Genomic DNA, 16,097 nt, shown 5'->3' on the forward strand with positions numbered 1-16,097 from the left:
AACGGCTATCGGCCAGCCATTATCACCGCTCACGCACCCGGGGTCGACTGCCGGGGCGCGTCGTAGTCGATTGGCTCATCGGTATAGACGCAGACATTGGCATCCTCGACATCACCGTCCGGCGACTCGACGTGGGTCGCGAAGAACGCCTGAATCTCGCGTCGGTTGCAGTGGGCCTCGAAGAGCTCGCGGCTGGCCCAGACCTCGTGGAAGACGATGGGATAGCTGGTGCCCGGCGCATTGGGATGGTCGATATGGCGGGTCACGGTATAGTGCAGGCAGCCATCCTCGCGATGGGTGTTCGGCTCCAGGGCCTGCAGGGCCTTGAACAGGGCCTCTTCGCGGCCGGGCCTGGGCTTGAAGCTGGCAATACAGTAGATCTTGCGGGACATGGATCACTCCGGAACGGCATCTCTCCTGACCCCGGTTGGCGGCCTGGGAGCATCGTGAACAAGACAAGCCGGCGCACCGAGAGGGGCCGGCTCGTGAAAGGGTCAGCGCAGCAGCAGCACCGGCACCCTGGCGCGGCGCAGCATGGCGGTGGTGGTACTGCCCACCAGCAGCTGGCGAATGCGCGAGTGGCCATAGGCCCCCATCACCAGCAGGTCGATGGCGTTCTCCTCCTTGTAGGCGCGCAGGGTCGCCTCCACCTCGCCGGCGCGAATGGCGCCTTCGGCCTCATGGCCTGCGCCACGCAGGGTCTCGAGGGCCCAGTCGAGCTGGGCGCGGTTGTCGCCGGTCTCGGCCCCTACGATCACCACGTGGACCGGGATCCCCTCGAACAGCGGGCTTCTGGCCAGCATCTCTACCCCCTTGCGGGCGGTCTGGCTGCCGTCGAAGGCGATCATCACCCGTTCAGGTGCCTTGAAGCGCTGGGGCACCATCAGGATCGGCCGGCGCAGGCTGCGTACCACCCGCTCCAGATTGGAGCCGAGATGGCCGCTGTCCTGGTGGGCACGCTCGCCGCGCTTGCCGATCACCAGCAGGCGCATCTCCTCCTGCAGCTCCTCCAGGGTCTCCACCAGGGTGCCGTTGCGCTGACGGGTGCCGGGCTCGGCAACGCCACCCTCGATGGCACGCTCCCGGGCCGCCTCGAGCATCAGCCGCCCCTGCTCTCTGGCCACCCTGGCGCGGCGCTCGTCGAGCTGGGCGAGCTCCTCGAGCAGGTGCTCCCGGGCGCCCAGGCCGATATGACCGGAGAGGTCCGCCTCGGCGGTCTGGGGGTGGTTGTCCACCACGTGCAGGAAGGTGAGCGGTGCTCCCAGAGCCTGGCTTGCCCAGGCGGCGTAGTCGCACACCCCTGCCGAGAAGGTCGAACCGTCGATGGCGGCCATTACCTGTTCTGTCATCGTCATCGTGCTCCTCAGTGGCCGCCCATCAGCTTGTCGACGGCGGCGGGGTCATTGTGCACAGCATAGCGGTCGACGATGGTGGCCGTCGCCTCGTTGAGGCCCACCAGCGCTACCTCCGTGCCCTCGCGGCGGAACTTGATCACCACCCGGTCCAGGGCCTGCACGGCGGTGATGTCCCAGAAGTGGGCCCGGGAGAGATCGATGGTGACCTTCTCCACGCTCTCCTTGAAGTCGAAGGCGTTGCCGAAGCGCTCGGAGGAGGCGAAGAACACCTGGCCCACCACCCGATAGGTGCGATGGCGTCCCTTCTCGATCTCCTCGCTGCCGATATGGAGGATATTGCCCACCTTGTTGGCGAAGTTCATGGCCGCGATCAGCACCCCGACGAAGACGCCGATGGCCAGGTTGTGGGTGAAGACGGTGACCGCCACCGTGGCCAGCATGACGACGTTGGTACTCATGGGGTATGTCTTGAGGTCGCGGATCGAGGCCCAGCTGAAGGTGCCGATGGAGACCATGATCATCACCGCGACCAGAGCGGCCATGGGAATCTGCGAGACCCAGTCGGAGAGGAAGACCACCAGGATCAGCAGCAGCACCCCGGCCACCAGGGTGGAGAGGCGCCCGCGACCGCCGGATTTCACGTTGATCACCGACTGGCCGATCATGGCGCAGCCCGCCATGCCGCCCAGCAGGCCGGCACCGATATTGGCGATGCCCTGGCCCTTGCACTCGCGGTTCTTGTCGCTCGGGGTATCGGTGAGGTCATCGACGATGGTGGCGGTCATCATCGACTCCAGCAGGCCCACCACGGTGAGCATCAGCGAGTAGGGCAGGATGATCCACAGGGTCTCGAGGTTGAGCGGCACGTCCGGCCACAGGAAGATCGGCAGGGAATCGGGCAGCTCGCCCATGTCGCCCACGGTGCGGATCTCCATGCCGGAGAGCAGGTAGACGGCAGTCAGCACCACGATGCAGACCAGCGGTGAGGGGATCGACCTGCCGATCCTGGGCAGGTAGGGGAAACCGTAGATGATGCCGAGGCCCGCCGCGGTCATGGCATACACATGCCAAGTGACTCCGGTCAGCTCCGGTAGCTGGGCCATGAAGATCAGGATCGCCAGGGCGTTGACGAAGCCCGTCACCACCGAGCGCGAGACGAAGCGCATCAGCTCGGCGAGCTTGAGGTAGCCGGCGATGATCTGCAGCACACCGGTGAGCAGAGTGGCGGCGAGCAGGTACTCGAGGCCATGGTCGCGTACCAGAGTGACCATCAGGAGCGCCATAGCGCCGGTGGCCGCCGAGATCATGCCCGGGCGGCCGCCGGCGAAGGCGATGATCACCGCGATACAGAAGGAGGCGTAGAGCCCCACCTTGGGGTCCACGCCGGCGATGATGGAGAAGGCGATCGCCTCGGGTATCAGGGCGAGGGCCACCACGATACCGGCGAGGGTGTCGCCCTTCACGTTGGAGAACCAGGTCTGGCGTATCGATTCGAACATGCTCTGTTCCAGTCAGGGGTGGGGGTCATGCCGCAAGGGGCCGCACCGAGAACAGCGGCGGGCCATTGGCCGCATCCTTCGGGTGCAGCGCCTATCGCGGCGTCGGACGTTATCGCTATGGTGCGTTGTTGCCAGGGATGGGCGCAGGCGCGCCCGGGCGGCCACAGGGTGGCGCCAGGGAGTGACGCTTCGGTGACGAGGCGCCGAGGGAGGAGATATGCGCTAGGGCGGAGTCGTCAGCCCTGCCGGGGGAATCATCACGGGTGCGGGTCCCTTGTCTGATCTGCCGCTCGGGGGCGGCACTCGAGAGAGCCGCGCATTCTAGCAGCTCCCCTGCTGCGCTGCACCCCGGGCCCGGAGCCGCCGCTCCAGACGGCGCTCATAGAGGCCCTTGGCGAGCAGGCTGCCCAGCACCAGGGCGCCGCCGGCGAAGGCCAGGGGCGTGGGCCTCTCGCCCAGCAGCCACCAGACCCAGAGCGTCCCCGCCACCACCTCCAGCAGCATCAAGAGCCCCACCTCGGCGGCAGGCGGCAGGGGTGGCGGCGCGAGAGATAAGCGGGGCTCAAGGCAACCTCGATGTCGCGAAGGGCCCCTCAGGATGCCACGGCCGGGAAGGCCATGGCAGGGGTCAGTCGTCGCCGTTCTGCGCCTTGCGGGCCTGGGCCGCCGGCGAAGCCTTCATGTGCTTGAAGGCCTCCATGATGTCCATGGGCAGCGGGAAGACGATGGTGGAGGCGTTCTTGTTGCTCATGTCGCTCATGGTCTGCAGGTAGCGCAGCTGCAGGGCCGCCGAGTTCTCGGCCATGACGTTGGCGGCCTCGACGAGCTTGCGCGAGGCCTGCAGCTCGCCCTCGGCGTGGATCACCTTGGCCCGCCGCTCCCGCTCGGCCTCGGCCTGGCGGGCGATGGCGCGGATCATGCTCTCGTCCAGATCGACGTGCTTGATCTCCACGTTGGCCACCTTGATGCCCCACTCCTCCGTCTGGGCATCGATGATCTCCTGGATATCGTCGTTGAGCTTGTCCCGCTCGGAGAGCATCTCGTCCAGGTCATGCTTGCCGAGCACCGAGCGCAGGGTGGTCTGAGCCAGCTGGCTGGTGGCCACAGTGAAGTTCTCCACCTGGATGATCGCCCTCTCGGGGTCGATGACCCGGAAGTAGAGCACGGCGTTGACCTTCACCGTGACGTTGTCCTGGGAGATCACGTCCTGCTCCGGCACGTCCATGGTGATCACCCGCAGGTCCACCACCTCCATCTTCTGGATGCCCGGGATCACGATGATCAGCCCCGGCCCCTTGACCGACTGGAAGCGGCCGAGGAAGAAGATCACCCCGCGCTTGTACTCCGGCAGGATTCGGATCGAGGCGGCGATCAGCATGAACAGCAGGACCACCGGCACAAGATAGGAAATCAGCATGGTCACTCTCCTTGACTGCGAGGTTGGGGTGAGGCGCCGTCTGGCGCCCCGGGGTCAGGACGGTTCGGAGGCCAGGGGCTCCACTTCCAGGGTCAGGCCGTCGATACGCACCACGCGGACCGCCTGCCCCCTGGCGACCGGTCGGATGGCGCGGGCCTTCCAGCGCTCGCCCATCAGCTTCACGTGGCCCGCGCCGTCGAAACCCTCGACCGCCACGGCTTGACTGCCGACCAGCTCCTCCACGCCAGTGCGCGCCGGGCGTCGCCGCAGCCCCATGAAGCGGGTCATCACCCAGAGCATCAGCGCCGCGGCCAGGGCCGCCACCCCGCCGATCATGGGCAGCGAAATGCTCAGCATCTCGGAATCCATCAGAATCACCGAGCCGATCACGAAGGCGACGATACCGCCGAAGCCGAGGATGCCGAAGCTGGGCATCAGGGCCTCGCCCACCATCAGCGCCAGGCCCACCAGGATCAGCGCCAGCCCCGCATAGTTGACCGGCAGCACCTGGAAGGCGAAGAGCGCCAGCAGCAGGCTGATGATGCCGATGGTGCCGGGCACCAGGCTGCCGGGGTTGGAGAGCTCGAAGATCAGCCCGTAGAAGCCGATGATCATCAGGAAGTAGGCGACGTTGGGGTTGGTGATCACCGACAGCAGCTGGGTGCGCCAGTCGGGATCGAAGCGCTCGATGGTCAGGTCCGCCGTCTCGAGGGTCTGCTCGCCGCGCTCCATCACCACCGTACGCCCGTCGATCTGCTCGAGCAGGTCCTCGATATCGCTGGCCACCACGTCGATGACGTTCTTCTCCAGCGCCTCCCGAGAGGTGAGGTTGACCGCCTCGCGCACCGCCTCCTCGGCCCAGTCGGCGTTGCGACCGTGGCGCTCGGCCAGGCCGCGAATGTAGTAGACGGCGTCTTCCAGCACCTTGCGCTCCATGGCGGTCTCGCCGCGGCGCGGCGTGTCCGCGGCGCGGCTGCGCTCGTCGGCCTCCTCGCCGGTTGCCTCGGCGTCGGGTACGGCCGCCTCGTCGCCGGCGGCATCGGCGGCCTCCTCGGACTCCTCCGCCCTGGCCCCGTCGCCGCTGCGCTCGTCGTCGTCATCGCCGCCTATCCCCGGAAAACCGCCGCCCATCTGCACCGGGGTGGCCGACCCCAGGTGGGTGGAGGGAGCCATGGCAGCCACGTGGCTGCCGTAGAGCAGGTAGGTGCCGGCGCTGGCCGCCCGGGCGCCGCTGGGCGAGACATAGATGGCCACCGGTACCGGCGAGGTGAGCATGGCACGGATCATGTCGCGCATGGAGGCGTCGAGGCCACCGGGGGTGTCCATCTGCACCACCACGATCTCGGCATTGCCCTCGGCGGCCCGGCGCAGGCCGCGCTGGAAGTAGTCGCTGGTGGCGGGGCCGATGGCCCCCTCCACGGTCATCACCAGCGCCGTGCGCTCGTTCTGCTGGGCCTGGACCACAGACTGGAAGAGCGCCAGCGCAACGCCCAGCGCCAGGCAGGCGAGGCTGAAGAGGAGAAAGCGGCGCCCGATCAGGGCGGCATGAACTCGGCTCATGGTGATCTTCCCTGCGCGACCCGTATAGTGAGTGTGAGTGTGGAGGCCATCCGTAGTTCAGCAAAGTGGTTCAGCAAAATCTCACGAAAAGGGCCTTGGCATTCAACGCCTCATCATGACTCCATCAGCGTAGATGTTGTTGGGCCAGACTGTAAGGATGGCTGGCCTCGCCCGACATTGATGAGACGCCTAACCCCCGACACCGAGGAACGACATGCCGGATTCCGTCTCCTGCGCGGACACCCGACTCGACGCAAAGGATGCCCTGGCCGGGGCCCTGGCGCGCGCCGGCCTGGCGGCCGATATCCGCGCGGTGCATCCGATGGCCGATACCGGCCTGGCCCATACCCATGTGTGGCTCGAGCGCGATACCATCGACTGGGTGGCACGGCTGCCAAAGCAGAGCCAGATGGGGCTGCCGGCCGAGGAGAACCTCGCCTACCAGGCGGCCTGCTTCGCCCGCGCCGGCCCGAGCGGCCATACGCCGGCACTGCACGGCGTGCTGCCGCCCGCGCCCGAGCTGCCCCGCGGCGGCCTGCTGGTCAGCGCGGTCCGCGGGCGACCGGCCCGCCTCCCCGATGACCTGCCCGCCATCGCCGAGGCGCTGGCCGCCATCCATGGCCTGGAGGTGCCCACCGAGGCGGACCGCGCCCCGCTACGCTCTCCCGCCGACCCCTGGCGGGCCATGCGCGAGGAGGTGGCGCGCCAGGCGGAGTGGCTGGCACATGCCGGCCTCTCCCGGCAGGCGCGCGCGCGGATCGAGGAGGAGCTCGCGGCGCTGCCCGAGCGCCTGCCGCCGGGGCCCGGCACGGCACCTCGCCTGATCAGCTTCGATGCCCACCCCGGCAACTTCCTGATCACCGACTCGGGACGCGCCGTGCTGGTGGACCTGGAGAAGTGCCGCTACGGGCTGCCGGGCTTCGACTTGGCCCATGCCACCCTCTATACCTCCACCACCTGGGACCTGCACAGCCGTGCCGTGTTGACCCTCGAGGAGGTGGCCGACTTCTATCGCCAGTGGCAAAGCACGGCCGGCCTGGCCGGCGACACCCTCTCGCTGCTGGCCTGCCGCCGGGCCATGTGGCTCTGGTCGCTGACCTGGTGCGCCAAGTGGCGAGCCCAGCACCGCCGGGAGCGCGATGCCGCGGCCGGCGGCGAGGACTGGTCCGCCGAGCTCAGCGACGACACCCTGGTGGCCCATGTGCGCGAGCGGGTCGACCACTACCTCTCCCCCGAGGTGATCGCCCGCGTAAAGAATGAACTGCTTGACCTGCGCCTCGCCCTCGGCGATTGATTCCCCCTGACGCCCCCGACAAGGACTGCCCGATGCCGATCCGCCCCCTTGCCCTGCTCCCCGCCCTGGCACTGATATTGACCACCCCCCTCCAGGCCGCCCCGAACCCCACCGACTGGGAGGCGGTGCTCGAGGAGGCTCGAGGCCAGACCGTCTACTGGAACGCCTGGGGCGGCGACAGCCGCACCAACCGCTATATCGAGTGGGTCGCGCGGCGGGTGGCCGAGGAGCACGATCTCAGCCTGGTGCACGTCAAGCTCGACGACACCAGTGCGGCGGTCTCCCGGGTGCTGGCCGAGAAATCCGCCGGCAACCTCGACGACGGCAGCATCGACCTCATCTGGATCAACGGCGAGAACTTCGCCGCCATGAAGGAGGCCGACCTGCTCCATGGCCCCTTCGCCGAGCGGCTGCCGAACTTCGCCCTGACCCACCCCGGGCACAACCCCGAGGTGGTGACCGATTTCACCCTGCCCACCGAGGGCTACGAATCGCCCTGGGGCAAGGCCCAGATCACGTTCTACTACGATAGTGAAGACATGGGGGACAGTGAAGACATGGGGGACAGCGAAGACATCGGGGACAGTGAAAAGATGGGGGATACCGGCCCGCCGCGCAGCATCGAGGCGCTAGCGGCCTGGGCCGAGGCCAACCCCGGGCGTTTCGCCTATCCGCGCATCCCCGACTTCACCGGCAGCACCTTCCTCAAGCAGGCGCTGATCGCCCTGGTCGAGGACACCGCCCCCCTCTACGCCCCGGCGGAGGAGAGCGACTTCGCCGCGGTCACCGCGCCGCTCTGGGAGTACCTGGATGCCCTGCATCCCCACCTGTGGCGCAGCGGCCGTCAGTTTCCCGCCACCGGGCCGGAGCTGCGCCGGCTGATCGGCGACGGCGAGCTGAGCCTGGCCTTCACCTTCTACCCCTCGGAGCCCGCCGCCGCGGTGGCCGACTTCGAGCTGCCGGAGAGCGTGCGCAGCTATGTGCTGGACGATGGCACCCTGGGCAACGTGCACTTCGTGGCCATCCCCTTCAACTCGCCGCGCCGGGCCGGCGCCATGGCGGTAGCCGACTTCCTGCTCTCTCCGGAGGCTCAGGCCCACAAGCAGGACCTGGCGGTGTGGGGCGACCGCACCGTGCTCGACGTCGCCCGCCTGCCCGAGGCGGACCGGGCGCGCTTCGCCATCGACGAGGAGAACCCCGCCATGCTGCCCGCCGACGCCCTGGAAAAGACGCTTGCCGAGCCCCACCCGAGCTGGATGACGGCGCTGCAGGAGGCCTGGCGCGAGCGCTATGTGCGGCGCTGATCGTCGCCCCTTCGCGAGATGATGCTGCGTTTCGCCCCGGCGCTGATCGTCACCCTGCTGGTGGGGCCGATACTGGCCGGGCTTACCATGGCCGCCCTGCCCGCCTTCGGCTACCTGCCGGCGCTGGGCGGCCACGCCTTCAGCCTGGCCCCCTGGCGGGAGCTCTTCGCCCAGCCGGGCCTGGCGCGCTCGGTGGCGGTCAGCCTGGCCAGCGGCCTGGTGACGACGGCCATTTCGCTTACGGTGGTGCTGCTGTTCCTGGCCGCGGCCTCCGGCAGCCGGCTGGACCACTGGATCCGCCGCCTGGTCTCGCCGCTGCTGTCGTTGCCTCACGCGGCGGCGGCCTTCGGCCTGGCCTTCCTGATCGCCCCCTCGGGGCTGCTGGCGCGACTGGCCTCACCCGGGCTGACCGGCTGGGAGCGGCCACCGGACCTGCTGATCGTCCAGGATCCCTGGGGGCTCTCGCTGATGGCGGGCCTCATCCTCAAGGAGATTCCCTTCCTGCTGCTGATGAGCCTGGCCGCCCTGCCCCAGCTGGCCCCAGCGTGGCGCCTGGCCATGGCGCGCTCGCTGGGCTATCGGCCAACAATCGCCTGGCTGAAGGTGGTGGCCCCCTCGCTCTATCCCCTGATCCGGCTGCCGGTCTATGCGGTGATCGCCTACGCCACCTCGGTGGTGGACATGGCCTTGATCCTCGGCCCCACCCTGCCGCCGACGCTGGCCGTCTCGATCCTCACCTGGTTCCAGGACCCGGACCTGTCGCGGCGCTTCATGGCCTCGGCCGGGGCGCTGCTGCAGCTGGGCGTCACCGCCGCGGCCCTGGCGATCTGGTGGGGGCTGGAGCGCCTGGTCGCTCGACTGGGGCGAAGCTGGATCGAGGGGGGCCAGCGGCACCGCGGCGAGTGGCCGCTGCGCGCCCTGGGCAAGGGGCTGATCCTGACGACCACTCTCACGGCCTGCGCAGGGATCGCCACCCTGGCGCTGCACTCTGTGTCCGGTTTCTGGCGCTTCCCCGAGGCCCTGCCGCAGGCCTTCACCCTGCTGCACTGGCAGCGCGCCCTGCCATCGCTGGCCGGGCCGGTCGCCTCGACCCTGGTGATCGCCGGCGTAGCGACGCTGCTCGCCCTGGCCCTGACCCTGGCCGCTCTGGAAAACGAGCAGCGCACCGGCTGCCATCCGGCCCAGGGCCGTCTTGCCTCGGCCTTCACTCTGCTCTATCTGCCGCTGATCGTGCCGCAGATCGCCTTCCTGTTCGGGCTGGTGGTGGTGGTGGAAACCCTGGGCACCCGTCCGCAGCATGCCCTGGTGATCTTCGGCCACCTGCTGTTCGTGCTGCCCTATGTCTTCCTGTCCCTCTCGGAGGCCTATCGGCGCTTCGACCCGCGCTGGTCACAGGTGGCCCTGAGCCTGGGCAACACGCCCAACGGCGCCTTCTGGCGAGTACGCCTGCCGATGCTGCTGGCGCCGCTGCTCACCGCCATGGCGGTGGGCCTCGCGGTCAGCATCGGCCAGTACCTGCCCACTCAGCTGCTCGGCGCCGGCCGGGTTCCCACCGTGACCACCGAGGCCGTCTCCCTGGCCGCCGGTGGCGACCGACGCCTGATCGGCGTCTGGGCGCTGGTCCAGGCCAGCCTGCCGCTGCTGGGCTTTCTTGTCGCCGTGGGCCTGCCGCGTCTGCTCTGGTCCCACCGTCGCGGCATGCGAGGCTCACCATGAACGATCGCCATCACCTGGTGCTGAAGGACGTCCAACTCGCCCTGGACGGGGCGAGCCTGCTGACACTCGATGCCGAGGTCGGCCCCGGTGAGATCCTCTCGGTGATGGGCCCCTCCGGGTCGGGCAAGTCGACCCTGCTGGCCTTCGTGGCAGGCTTCCTGGCGCCGGCGTTCACGGCCTCGGGCCGGGTACTGCTGGATGGCCGCGATATCACGGGGCTGCCGGCGGAGCGGCGCGGCATCGGCCTGCTCTTCCAGGACCCGCTGCTCTTCCCGCACCTCTCGGTGGCCGGCAACCTGCGCTTCGGCCTGCCGCGAGCGGCGCGCGACCGTGCCGCCAGGGTCGAGGCCGCGCTGGACGCGGTGGGCCTGGCCGGCTTCGGCGAGCGCGACCCGACCACCCTCTCCGGCGGCCAGCAGTCGCGGGTGGCGCTGATGCGGCTGCTGCTCTCGGCGCCCCGAGCGGTGCTGCTCGACGAGCCCTTCTCGAAGCTCGACACGGCACTGCGCCAGGAGATGCGCCAGCTGGTGTTTGGCAGGCTGCGGGAGGCGGGGCTGCCGAGCCTGCTGGTCACCCATGATCACGCCGATGCCGAGGCCGCCGGCGGGCGGATCCTTACCCTCGCCTGACGCCCTGGCCATCGGGCTCGGAGGGCTCGGGGTTGCGCCACGGCTGCAGCAGCATGCGGTCGAGCCTCAGCTCGCCGGGGTCGCGAAACGCCTCGAGGCCGATGGTCATGCCCAGATGCCCCTGCTCGGGCTGGGCCCGGTAGGTGCCGAACAGGCGGTCCCACCAGGGCAGGTTGAAGCCGAAGTTGCTGTCGGTCTCGTGGCGCAGCCAGGAATGGTGGACCCGATGCATGTCGGGGGTCACCACCACCAGGCGCAGCCAGCGGTCGAGCCGCGCCGGCAGGCGTACGTTGCCGTGGTTGAACATCGAGGTGGCGTTGAGGATCACCTCGAAGAGCAGCACCGCCAGGGCGGGCGCCCCCAGCGCCACCACGGCGGTGACCTTGACCGCCATGGAGAGCAGGATCTCCACGGGGTGGAAGCGCAGGCCCGAGGTGACGTCGAGCTCGAGGTCGGCGTGGTGCATGCGATGCAGGCGCCACAGCAGGGGCACCGAGTGGAAGAAGCGATGCTGGAAGTAGATCAGGGCATCGAGGGCCACCACGCAGAGCGGCACCGCCAGCCACAGCGGCACCTCGAGCCAGTGCATGAGCCCCCACCCTTGCGTCTCCGCCGTCAGCGCCACCCCCACCGCCGCCAGCGGGAACACCAGACGCACCGCCAGGGTGTCGATCACCACGATCAGCAGGTTGCCGGGCCAGCGCTGGCGCCGGCTGATCCGCTGCGGGCGCCTGGCCGCCAGAAGCTCCCAGCCCGCCATCAGCAGTAGCACCCCGGCGAAGGCCGCGAAGCGAATCCCGGGTTCATTGAGCATCAGGAAGTCATGCATGGCCTCATCCTTTCTCGCTACTCTCGCCACCGCGCCGCCAGGCGAAGTAGCGCGCCAGCCAGCCCAGCAGGCGCTCGGGCTTGTGGGCATTCTTCCACACCCCGGCGGTGGCCTTCACCGCCTCGCTGCGGGTGGGATAGGGATGAATGGTGGACAGCAGACGGTTCAGTCCGATCCCCCGGGTCATCGCCAGGGTGAAGGTGGCGAGCATCTCGCCCGCCCCCTCGCCGACGATGGTGGCGCCGAGGATGTGGTCGCTCCCCGGCGGGGTGAGCACCTTGACGAACCCCTGGGCCTCGCCTTCGGCCAGGGCGCGGTCGAGCTCCGCCAGGTCGTAGCGCGTGACCTCGCAGGCCACGCCCCGCTCCCGGGCCTCGCGCTCGTTGAGCCCCACCCGTGCCACCTCCGGGGTGGTGAAGGTCACCGCCGGCAGCGCCCGGTAGCTGACTCGAAAGCGCCGAAACTCGCCGAACAGGGCGTTGACCGTGGCATGCCAGGCCTGGTGGGCACCGGCGTGGGTCAGCTGATAGGGCCCCGCCACGTCGCCGCAGGCCCAGACGTTGGGCAGCACGCTGCGCAGCGTCTCGTCCACGTCCAGAGTGCCGTTGGCGCGGGTCTCGACGCCCAGCGCCTCGAGGCCCATGCCGGTGACGTTGGCCTCGCGCCCCACGGCCACCAGCAGATGGGTAAAGGGCAGTCGTTCACGCTGCCCTTCGCTGTTCGCCACCTCGAGTGCCGGGCCCGTCGCGTCGGTCACCACTTCGAGCGCCCGATGGCCCAGCAGGACCCTGACGCCATCTTCGTCCATGGCGGCCAGCAGTCCATCGCCGACCTCGGCATCCTCCCGGGGCAGCAGCTGGCCTGACGACTCCACCAGGGTCACCCGGCTGCCCAGCAGGGCGAAGCTCTGGCCCAGCTCGCAGCCGATCGGGCCGCCGCCGAGCACCACCAGGTGCTCGGGCAGCGCCTCGAGCCGCCACAGCGTGTCCGAGGTCAGCACCTCGATGGCGTCGATGCCCGGCAGCTCGGGCACCCGGGGCCGCGCCCCGCTGGCGATGATCACATGGCGCGTGGTCAGGGTGCGAGGCCCTTCCTGCGTCGCCACGCTCACCTCCCAGGGGCTCGTCAGCCTCGCCTCCCCCTCGAGCACCTCCACCCCGAGGCCGGTGTAGCGCTCGACGCTGTCGTGGGGGGCGATGGCCTCGATGGCGCCCTGCACATGGCCCATCACGGCGGCGAAGTCCACGCAGGGCTCGCCGACCTTAACGCCATACCGGCCCGCCCGCCGCACCTCCCGGGCCGAGCGCGCGGCGCGGATCAGCGCCTTGGAGGGGACGCAGCCGGTGTTGAGGCAGTCGCCACCCATCTTCTCGCGCTCCACCAGGGTCACCCGGGCGCGCACGGCCGCGGCGATATAGCTCGCCACCAGCCCCGCGGCACCGGCACCGATCACCACGATATCGCGGTCGAAGCGTGCCGGCCGGGCGTAGCGCCTGGCCAGGGCGCGGCGCTTGACCAGCGCCACCAGCCACTTCGCCAGCCAGGGGAAGAGGCCGATCAGCGCAAAGGAGGCCAGCAGCGAGGGCGAGAGGATATCGCCCAGGGCCTGCAGCTCCCCGAGCTCGCGGCCGGCGTTCACGAACACCGCCGTGCCCGGCAGCATGCCCACCTGGCTGACCCAGTAGAAGGTGGTCAGCCGCATCCGCGTCAGGCCCATCACCAGGTTGATCACGAAGAAGGGGAAGAGCGGAATCAGGCGCAGCGTGAAGAGGTAGAGCGCCCCCTCCCGGCGAATGCCGGCATTGACGCGCTCGAGCACCCCGGCATAGCGGCGCTCCAGGGGGGCGCGCAGCAGGGTGCGCGCGATCAGCGCCGCCAGGGTGGCCCCCAGGGCGCTGGCGAAGGAGACGATCACAAGCCCCCCACCCAGCCCGAACAGGGCGCCGCTCAGCACCGTCATCAGGGTCGCGCCCGGCAGGGAGAGCGCGGCCATCGCCACATAGAGCAGGAAGAAGCCGCCGATCACGGTGACCGGCTCCCGCGCCAGCCAGGCCTGGAAGCGGGTCTGCTCGGCCTGCAGGGCCTCGAGGGTCAGGTAGTCGCCGGCCCCGGAGAGGAAGAAGGCCGCCACGGCGGCAGCCACCAGCAGCAACAGCAACAGGCGTCGTGATCTCATCTGGACTCCTCGGTGATCCGAAAGGGTATGCTAGCCCCTTGGGTCGCCAGGGTCCCGGCTTCCTTACAGGAAAGCCAGTCCCAGCGAGTCGCCCGAACTGCTGCCCGAGAGAGTGCCCGATGCCCGCCCACACGCTCAGCCTCATCATCCCGGTGCTCGACGAGGCCACCACCATCGGGGCCACGCTCGCATCGCTTGAGCCGCTGCGCGCCAGAGGCGTGGAGGTGATCGTGGTGGACGGCGGCAGTCGCGATGGGACCGCCGCCCTGGCCGCCCCGCTCTGCAGCCGGGTGGTCGAGGCCTCCCGCGGCCGCGGCCGGCAGATGAACGCCGGCGCGGCCGTGGCCGGCGGCGAGTCGCTGCTCTTCCTGCACGCCGACACCCGCCTGCCCGCAGAGGCCGATCGGATGATCGAGGCGGCGCTGGCCGGCGGCCACCGCTGGGGGCGCTTCGCCATCCGCCTCGAGGGGCGTCACCCCCTGCTGCCGGTCATCGCCACCGCCATGAACCTGCGCTCGCGGCTGACCGGCATCGCCACCGGCGACCAGGCGCTGTTCATGACCCGCGAGGCCTTCGAAACGGTCGGCGGCTTCCCCGACCAGCCGCTGATGGAGGACATCGCGATGTCGCGCCGACTGAAGCGCCTCTCGCCCCCCGCCTGCCTGCGCGAGAAGGTGACGAGCAGCGGGCGGCGCTGGGAGCAGAACGGGGCCTGGGCGACGATCCAGCTGATGTGGAGGCTGCGCTTTCGCTACTGGCGCGGCGCATCGCCGGAAAAGCTGGCAAGGGAGTATCGCCATGTGCGCTGAACGGCGACCCGGTGACGTGGGGCTGGCGATACTCGCCAAGGCGCCGATCCCGGGGCGCGCCAAGACCCGCCTGATCCCGGCGCTGGGCCCCGAGAGGGCCGCCCGGCTCCACGAGCGGCTGCTGCGCCATACCCTGGCGACGGCCCTGGCCGCCACCCCGGCACACCGCATCACCCTGTGGACGGCGCTGGATCACGCCCATCCGCTCTTTATCGAGCTGGCCGAGCGCCACGGCATCGCCCTGCGCCCTCAGCCCGATGGCGACCTGGGGGAGCGGATGCATCTCGCCCTGTCACAGGCCGGCGGCCCGGCCATGGTCATCGGCAGCGACTGTCCGGTGCTCACCCCCGACCTGCTGCGCCGCTGTGCCCGCGCACTGGAAGACCACGACGTCGTCTGCCTGCCCGCCGAGGATGGCGGCTACGCGCTGCTCGGCGCGCGTCATTCCGACCCGCGTCTGTTTGAGAATATCGCCTGGGGCACTGGGCGCGTGATGGCCGAGACCCGCGAACGCATCGCGGCGCTGGGCTGGCGGCGGGCCTGCCCCGCCACCGTCTGGGACGTCGACCGCCCAGAGGACTTGGCCAGGCTCTCGGCGGCCTGTCCCGCGCTGGCAAAATATGAATCAGGAGCCGGCATTCGATGACCGACGAAAGACACTCTGAACAGGATAGCGGCGCGGCTGCCCAGCCGGCCCGCATGGAGCGGCTGACAGCGGTCAGGCCCAGGCTGCTCTCCTTCGCACGACTGCACCTGAGAGACAACGCCCTGGCCGAGGATGCGGTGCAGGAAGCGATGATGACCGCCATCGAGAAGGATGCCAGCTTCGCTGGGCGCTCGGGCTATGAGACGTGGGTATTCGGCATCCTCAAGTACAAGATCCTCGATGTGATGCGTTATCAGAAGCGCCTGGGGCGACTGCAGCCCCTGGATGACGAAAGCGACGACGATGCCATCGACCGGCAATTCCAACACAACGGGCGTTGGCATCAGGACGCCCGTCCGGCCAGCTGGGGCGAGCCCGACCGGCTCTTCGAGAGCGAGCGTTTCTGGCAGGTCTTCGACGCCTGCATGATCGCGCTGCCGGACAGCGCGGCCAGGGTATTCTCCCTGCGCGAGCTGATGGGGCTCTCCACCGAGGAGATCTGCCGGGAGCTCGAGATCAGGGAAAACAACTGCTGGGTCATTCTGCACCGCGCGCGACTCAGGCTGCGCGCCTGCCTGGAGCAGGGCTGGCTTAAGGAGGAATCACCATGATGATGTGCAAAGGTGCGACCCGCCTGATGTCCCTCAAGCAGGATCGCCGGCTGACATTTCAGGAGCGCATCTCGCTGCGCCTCCACCTCTCGATGTGCGGGGCCTGCCGGCAGTGCGACCGTCAGTTCGCCCTGCTGCACCGAGCGGGCGAACGCTTCGAGAGCCGCCTGTCCGACGCCTCCAGGGATGACGCCTCCCGCCAGGCCGGGCCGGAACGTTCGGAGTAGGCCTCAGCCTTACACCACCCGCCAT

Annotated in this window: 16 protein-coding genes; 8 read left to right on the top strand and 8 right to left on the bottom strand. The window is 69.4% G+C overall.

Annotation, left to right across the window (positions count from 1 at the left end):
• Window positions 1–29: 29 nt before the first annotated feature.
• From NHL60_RS14310 to NHL60_RS14335, 6 genes are all read right to left on the bottom strand, one after another.
• Window positions 30–392 carry a putative quinol monooxygenase gene (locus NHL60_RS14310; protein WP_253444762.1) on the bottom strand — a complete coding sequence of 121 codons (363 nt, stop codon included), beginning with the start codon at window positions 390–392 and terminating at the stop codon, window positions 30–32.
• 102 nt (window positions 393–494) lie between these two features.
• Window positions 495–1,349: a universal stress protein gene (locus NHL60_RS14315; protein WP_253444765.1), complete on the bottom strand. Its 855-nt coding sequence runs from the start codon at window positions 1,347–1,349 to the stop codon at window positions 495–497.
• 14 nt (window positions 1,350–1,363) lie between these two features.
• Window positions 1,364–2,854 (bottom strand): SulP family inorganic anion transporter, encoded by a 1,491-nt coding sequence (locus tag NHL60_RS14320; protein WP_253444768.1) that lies wholly within the window; start codon window positions 2,852–2,854, stop codon window positions 1,364–1,366.
• Between the two features lie 321 nt (window positions 2,855–3,175).
• A complete protein-coding gene (locus NHL60_RS14325) occupies window positions 3,176–3,361 on the bottom strand; it encodes a hypothetical protein (RefSeq protein ID WP_367399330.1) in 186 nt (61 codons plus the stop codon).
• Between the two features lie 121 nt (window positions 3,362–3,482).
• The gene (locus NHL60_RS14330) at window positions 3,483–4,271 is read right to left on the bottom strand and encodes a slipin family protein (protein WP_253444771.1); all 789 of its coding nucleotides are present in this window, start codon (window positions 4,269–4,271) and stop codon (window positions 3,483–3,485) included.
• 54 nt (window positions 4,272–4,325) lie between these two features.
• Window positions 4,326–5,831: a nodulation protein NfeD gene (locus tag NHL60_RS14335; RefSeq protein WP_253444774.1), complete on the bottom strand. Its 1,506-nt coding sequence runs from the start codon at window positions 5,829–5,831 to the stop codon at window positions 4,326–4,328.
• A gap of 214 nt (window positions 5,832–6,045) precedes the next feature.
• On the opposite strand from NHL60_RS14335, the gene NHL60_RS14340 reads away from it, so the two are divergent.
• Genes NHL60_RS14340 through NHL60_RS14355 form a run of 4 tightly spaced genes read left to right on the top strand, consistent with a single transcriptional unit; the run spans window position 6,046 to window position 10,774 of the window.
• On the top strand, window positions 6,046–7,125 hold the full coding sequence (locus tag NHL60_RS14340) for an aminoglycoside phosphotransferase family protein (protein ID WP_253444777.1): 1,080 nt from the start codon (window positions 6,046–6,048) through the stop codon (window positions 7,123–7,125).
• Between the two features lie 32 nt (window positions 7,126–7,157).
• On the top strand, window positions 7,158–8,429 hold the full coding sequence (locus NHL60_RS14345; RefSeq protein ID WP_253444780.1) for an ABC transporter substrate-binding protein: 1,272 nt from the start codon (window positions 7,158–7,160) through the stop codon (window positions 8,427–8,429).
• A 21-nt stretch (window positions 8,430–8,450) separates the two neighbouring features.
• On the top strand, window positions 8,451–10,145 hold the full coding sequence (locus NHL60_RS14350) for an ABC transporter permease (protein ID WP_253444783.1): 1,695 nt from the start codon (window positions 8,451–8,453) through the stop codon (window positions 10,143–10,145).
• The gene (locus NHL60_RS14355) at window positions 10,142–10,774 is read left to right on the top strand and encodes an ATP-binding cassette domain-containing protein (protein ID WP_253444786.1); all 633 of its coding nucleotides are present in this window, start codon (window positions 10,142–10,144) and stop codon (window positions 10,772–10,774) included. The genes NHL60_RS14350 and NHL60_RS14355 overlap by 4 nt, the downstream gene beginning before the upstream one ends.
• Here the strand turns inward: NHL60_RS14355 and NHL60_RS14360 are convergent.
• Both NHL60_RS14360 and NHL60_RS14365 read right to left on the bottom strand, forming a co-directional pair.
• Complete coding sequence (locus NHL60_RS14360) at window positions 10,761–11,603, bottom strand: sterol desaturase family protein (RefSeq protein ID WP_253444790.1); 843 nt, start codon at window positions 11,601–11,603, stop codon at window positions 10,761–10,763. The genes NHL60_RS14355 and NHL60_RS14360 overlap by 14 nt on opposite strands.
• A 4-nt stretch (window positions 11,604–11,607) precedes the next feature.
• Window positions 11,608–13,779, bottom strand: a complete 2,172-nt coding sequence (locus NHL60_RS14365; RefSeq protein ID WP_253444793.1) for an FAD-dependent oxidoreductase — start codon at window positions 13,777–13,779, stop codon at window positions 11,608–11,610.
• 119 nt (window positions 13,780–13,898) lie between these two features.
• Between NHL60_RS14365 and NHL60_RS14370 the strand changes: the two genes are divergently transcribed.
• The 4 genes from NHL60_RS14370 to NHL60_RS14385 are packed head-to-tail and all read left to right on the top strand — an operon-like array spanning window position 13,899 to window position 16,072.
• The gene (locus NHL60_RS14370) at window positions 13,899–14,588 is read left to right on the top strand and encodes a TIGR04283 family arsenosugar biosynthesis glycosyltransferase (protein ID WP_253444796.1); all 690 of its coding nucleotides are present in this window, start codon (window positions 13,899–13,901) and stop codon (window positions 14,586–14,588) included.
• A complete protein-coding gene (locus tag NHL60_RS14375; RefSeq protein ID WP_253444799.1) occupies window positions 14,578–15,234 on the top strand; it encodes a TIGR04282 family arsenosugar biosynthesis glycosyltransferase in 657 nt (218 codons plus the stop codon). The genes NHL60_RS14370 and NHL60_RS14375 overlap by 11 nt, the downstream gene beginning before the upstream one ends.
• Window positions 15,231–15,845, top strand: a complete 615-nt coding sequence (locus NHL60_RS14380; RefSeq protein WP_253444804.1) for a sigma-70 family RNA polymerase sigma factor — start codon at window positions 15,231–15,233, stop codon at window positions 15,843–15,845. The genes NHL60_RS14375 and NHL60_RS14380 overlap by 4 nt, the downstream gene beginning before the upstream one ends.
• Window positions 15,842–16,072, top strand: a complete 231-nt coding sequence (locus tag NHL60_RS14385; RefSeq protein WP_253444806.1) for a zf-HC2 domain-containing protein — start codon at window positions 15,842–15,844, stop codon at window positions 16,070–16,072. Before NHL60_RS14380 ends, NHL60_RS14385 begins: the two co-directional genes overlap by 4 nt.
• The last annotated feature ends 25 nt before the right edge of the window (window positions 16,073–16,097 follow it).

The organism is Halomonas sp. Y3 (assembly GCF_024137965.1).
Lineage (GTDB): Bacteria > Pseudomonadota > Gammaproteobacteria > Pseudomonadales > Halomonadaceae > Halomonas > Halomonas mongoliensis.

What these genes read in the sequence shown, in the direction of transcription:
- NHL60_RS14345 (WP_253444780.1), top strand. Translation starts at nt 7,158, where the DNA reads ATGCCGATCCGCCCCCTTGCCCTGCTCCCCGCCCTGGCACTGATATTG.
- NHL60_RS14380 (WP_253444804.1), top strand. Translation starts at nt 15,231, where the DNA reads ATGACCGACGAAAGACACTCTGAACAGGATAGCGGCGCGGCTGCCCAG.
- NHL60_RS14385 (WP_253444806.1), top strand. Translation starts at nt 15,842, where the DNA reads ATGATGATGTGCAAAGGTGCGACCCGCCTGATGTCCCTCAAGCAGGAT.
- NHL60_RS14320 (WP_253444768.1), bottom strand. Translation starts at nt 2,854, where the DNA reads ATGTTCGAATCGATACGCCAGACCTGGTTCTCCAACGTGAAGGGCGAC.
- NHL60_RS14330 (WP_253444771.1), bottom strand. Translation starts at nt 4,271, where the DNA reads ATGCTGATTTCCTATCTTGTGCCGGTGGTCCTGCTGTTCATGCTGATC.
- NHL60_RS14350 (WP_253444783.1), top strand. Translation starts at nt 8,451, where the DNA reads ATGCTGCGTTTCGCCCCGGCGCTGATCGTCACCCTGCTGGTGGGGCCG.
- NHL60_RS14340 (WP_253444777.1), top strand. Translation starts at nt 6,046, where the DNA reads ATGCCGGATTCCGTCTCCTGCGCGGACACCCGACTCGACGCAAAGGAT.
- NHL60_RS14365 (WP_253444793.1), bottom strand. Translation starts at nt 13,779, where the DNA reads ATGAGATCACGACGCCTGTTGCTGTTGCTGCTGGTGGCTGCCGCCGTG.
- NHL60_RS14310 (WP_253444762.1), bottom strand. Translation starts at nt 392, where the DNA reads ATGTCCCGCAAGATCTACTGTATTGCCAGCTTCAAGCCCAGGCCCGGC.
- NHL60_RS14335 (WP_253444774.1), bottom strand. Translation starts at nt 5,831, where the DNA reads ATGAGCCGAGTTCATGCCGCCCTGATCGGGCGCCGCTTTCTCCTCTTC.
- NHL60_RS14375 (WP_253444799.1), top strand. Translation starts at nt 14,578, where the DNA reads ATGTGCGCTGAACGGCGACCCGGTGACGTGGGGCTGGCGATACTCGCC.
- NHL60_RS14370 (WP_253444796.1), top strand. Translation starts at nt 13,899, where the DNA reads ATGCCCGCCCACACGCTCAGCCTCATCATCCCGGTGCTCGACGAGGCC.
- NHL60_RS14355 (WP_253444786.1), top strand. Translation starts at nt 10,142, where the DNA reads ATGAACGATCGCCATCACCTGGTGCTGAAGGACGTCCAACTCGCCCTG.
- NHL60_RS14315 (WP_253444765.1), bottom strand. Translation starts at nt 1,349, where the DNA reads ATGACAGAACAGGTAATGGCCGCCATCGACGGTTCGACCTTCTCGGCA.
- NHL60_RS14360 (WP_253444790.1), bottom strand. Translation starts at nt 11,603, where the DNA reads ATGCATGACTTCCTGATGCTCAATGAACCCGGGATTCGCTTCGCGGCC.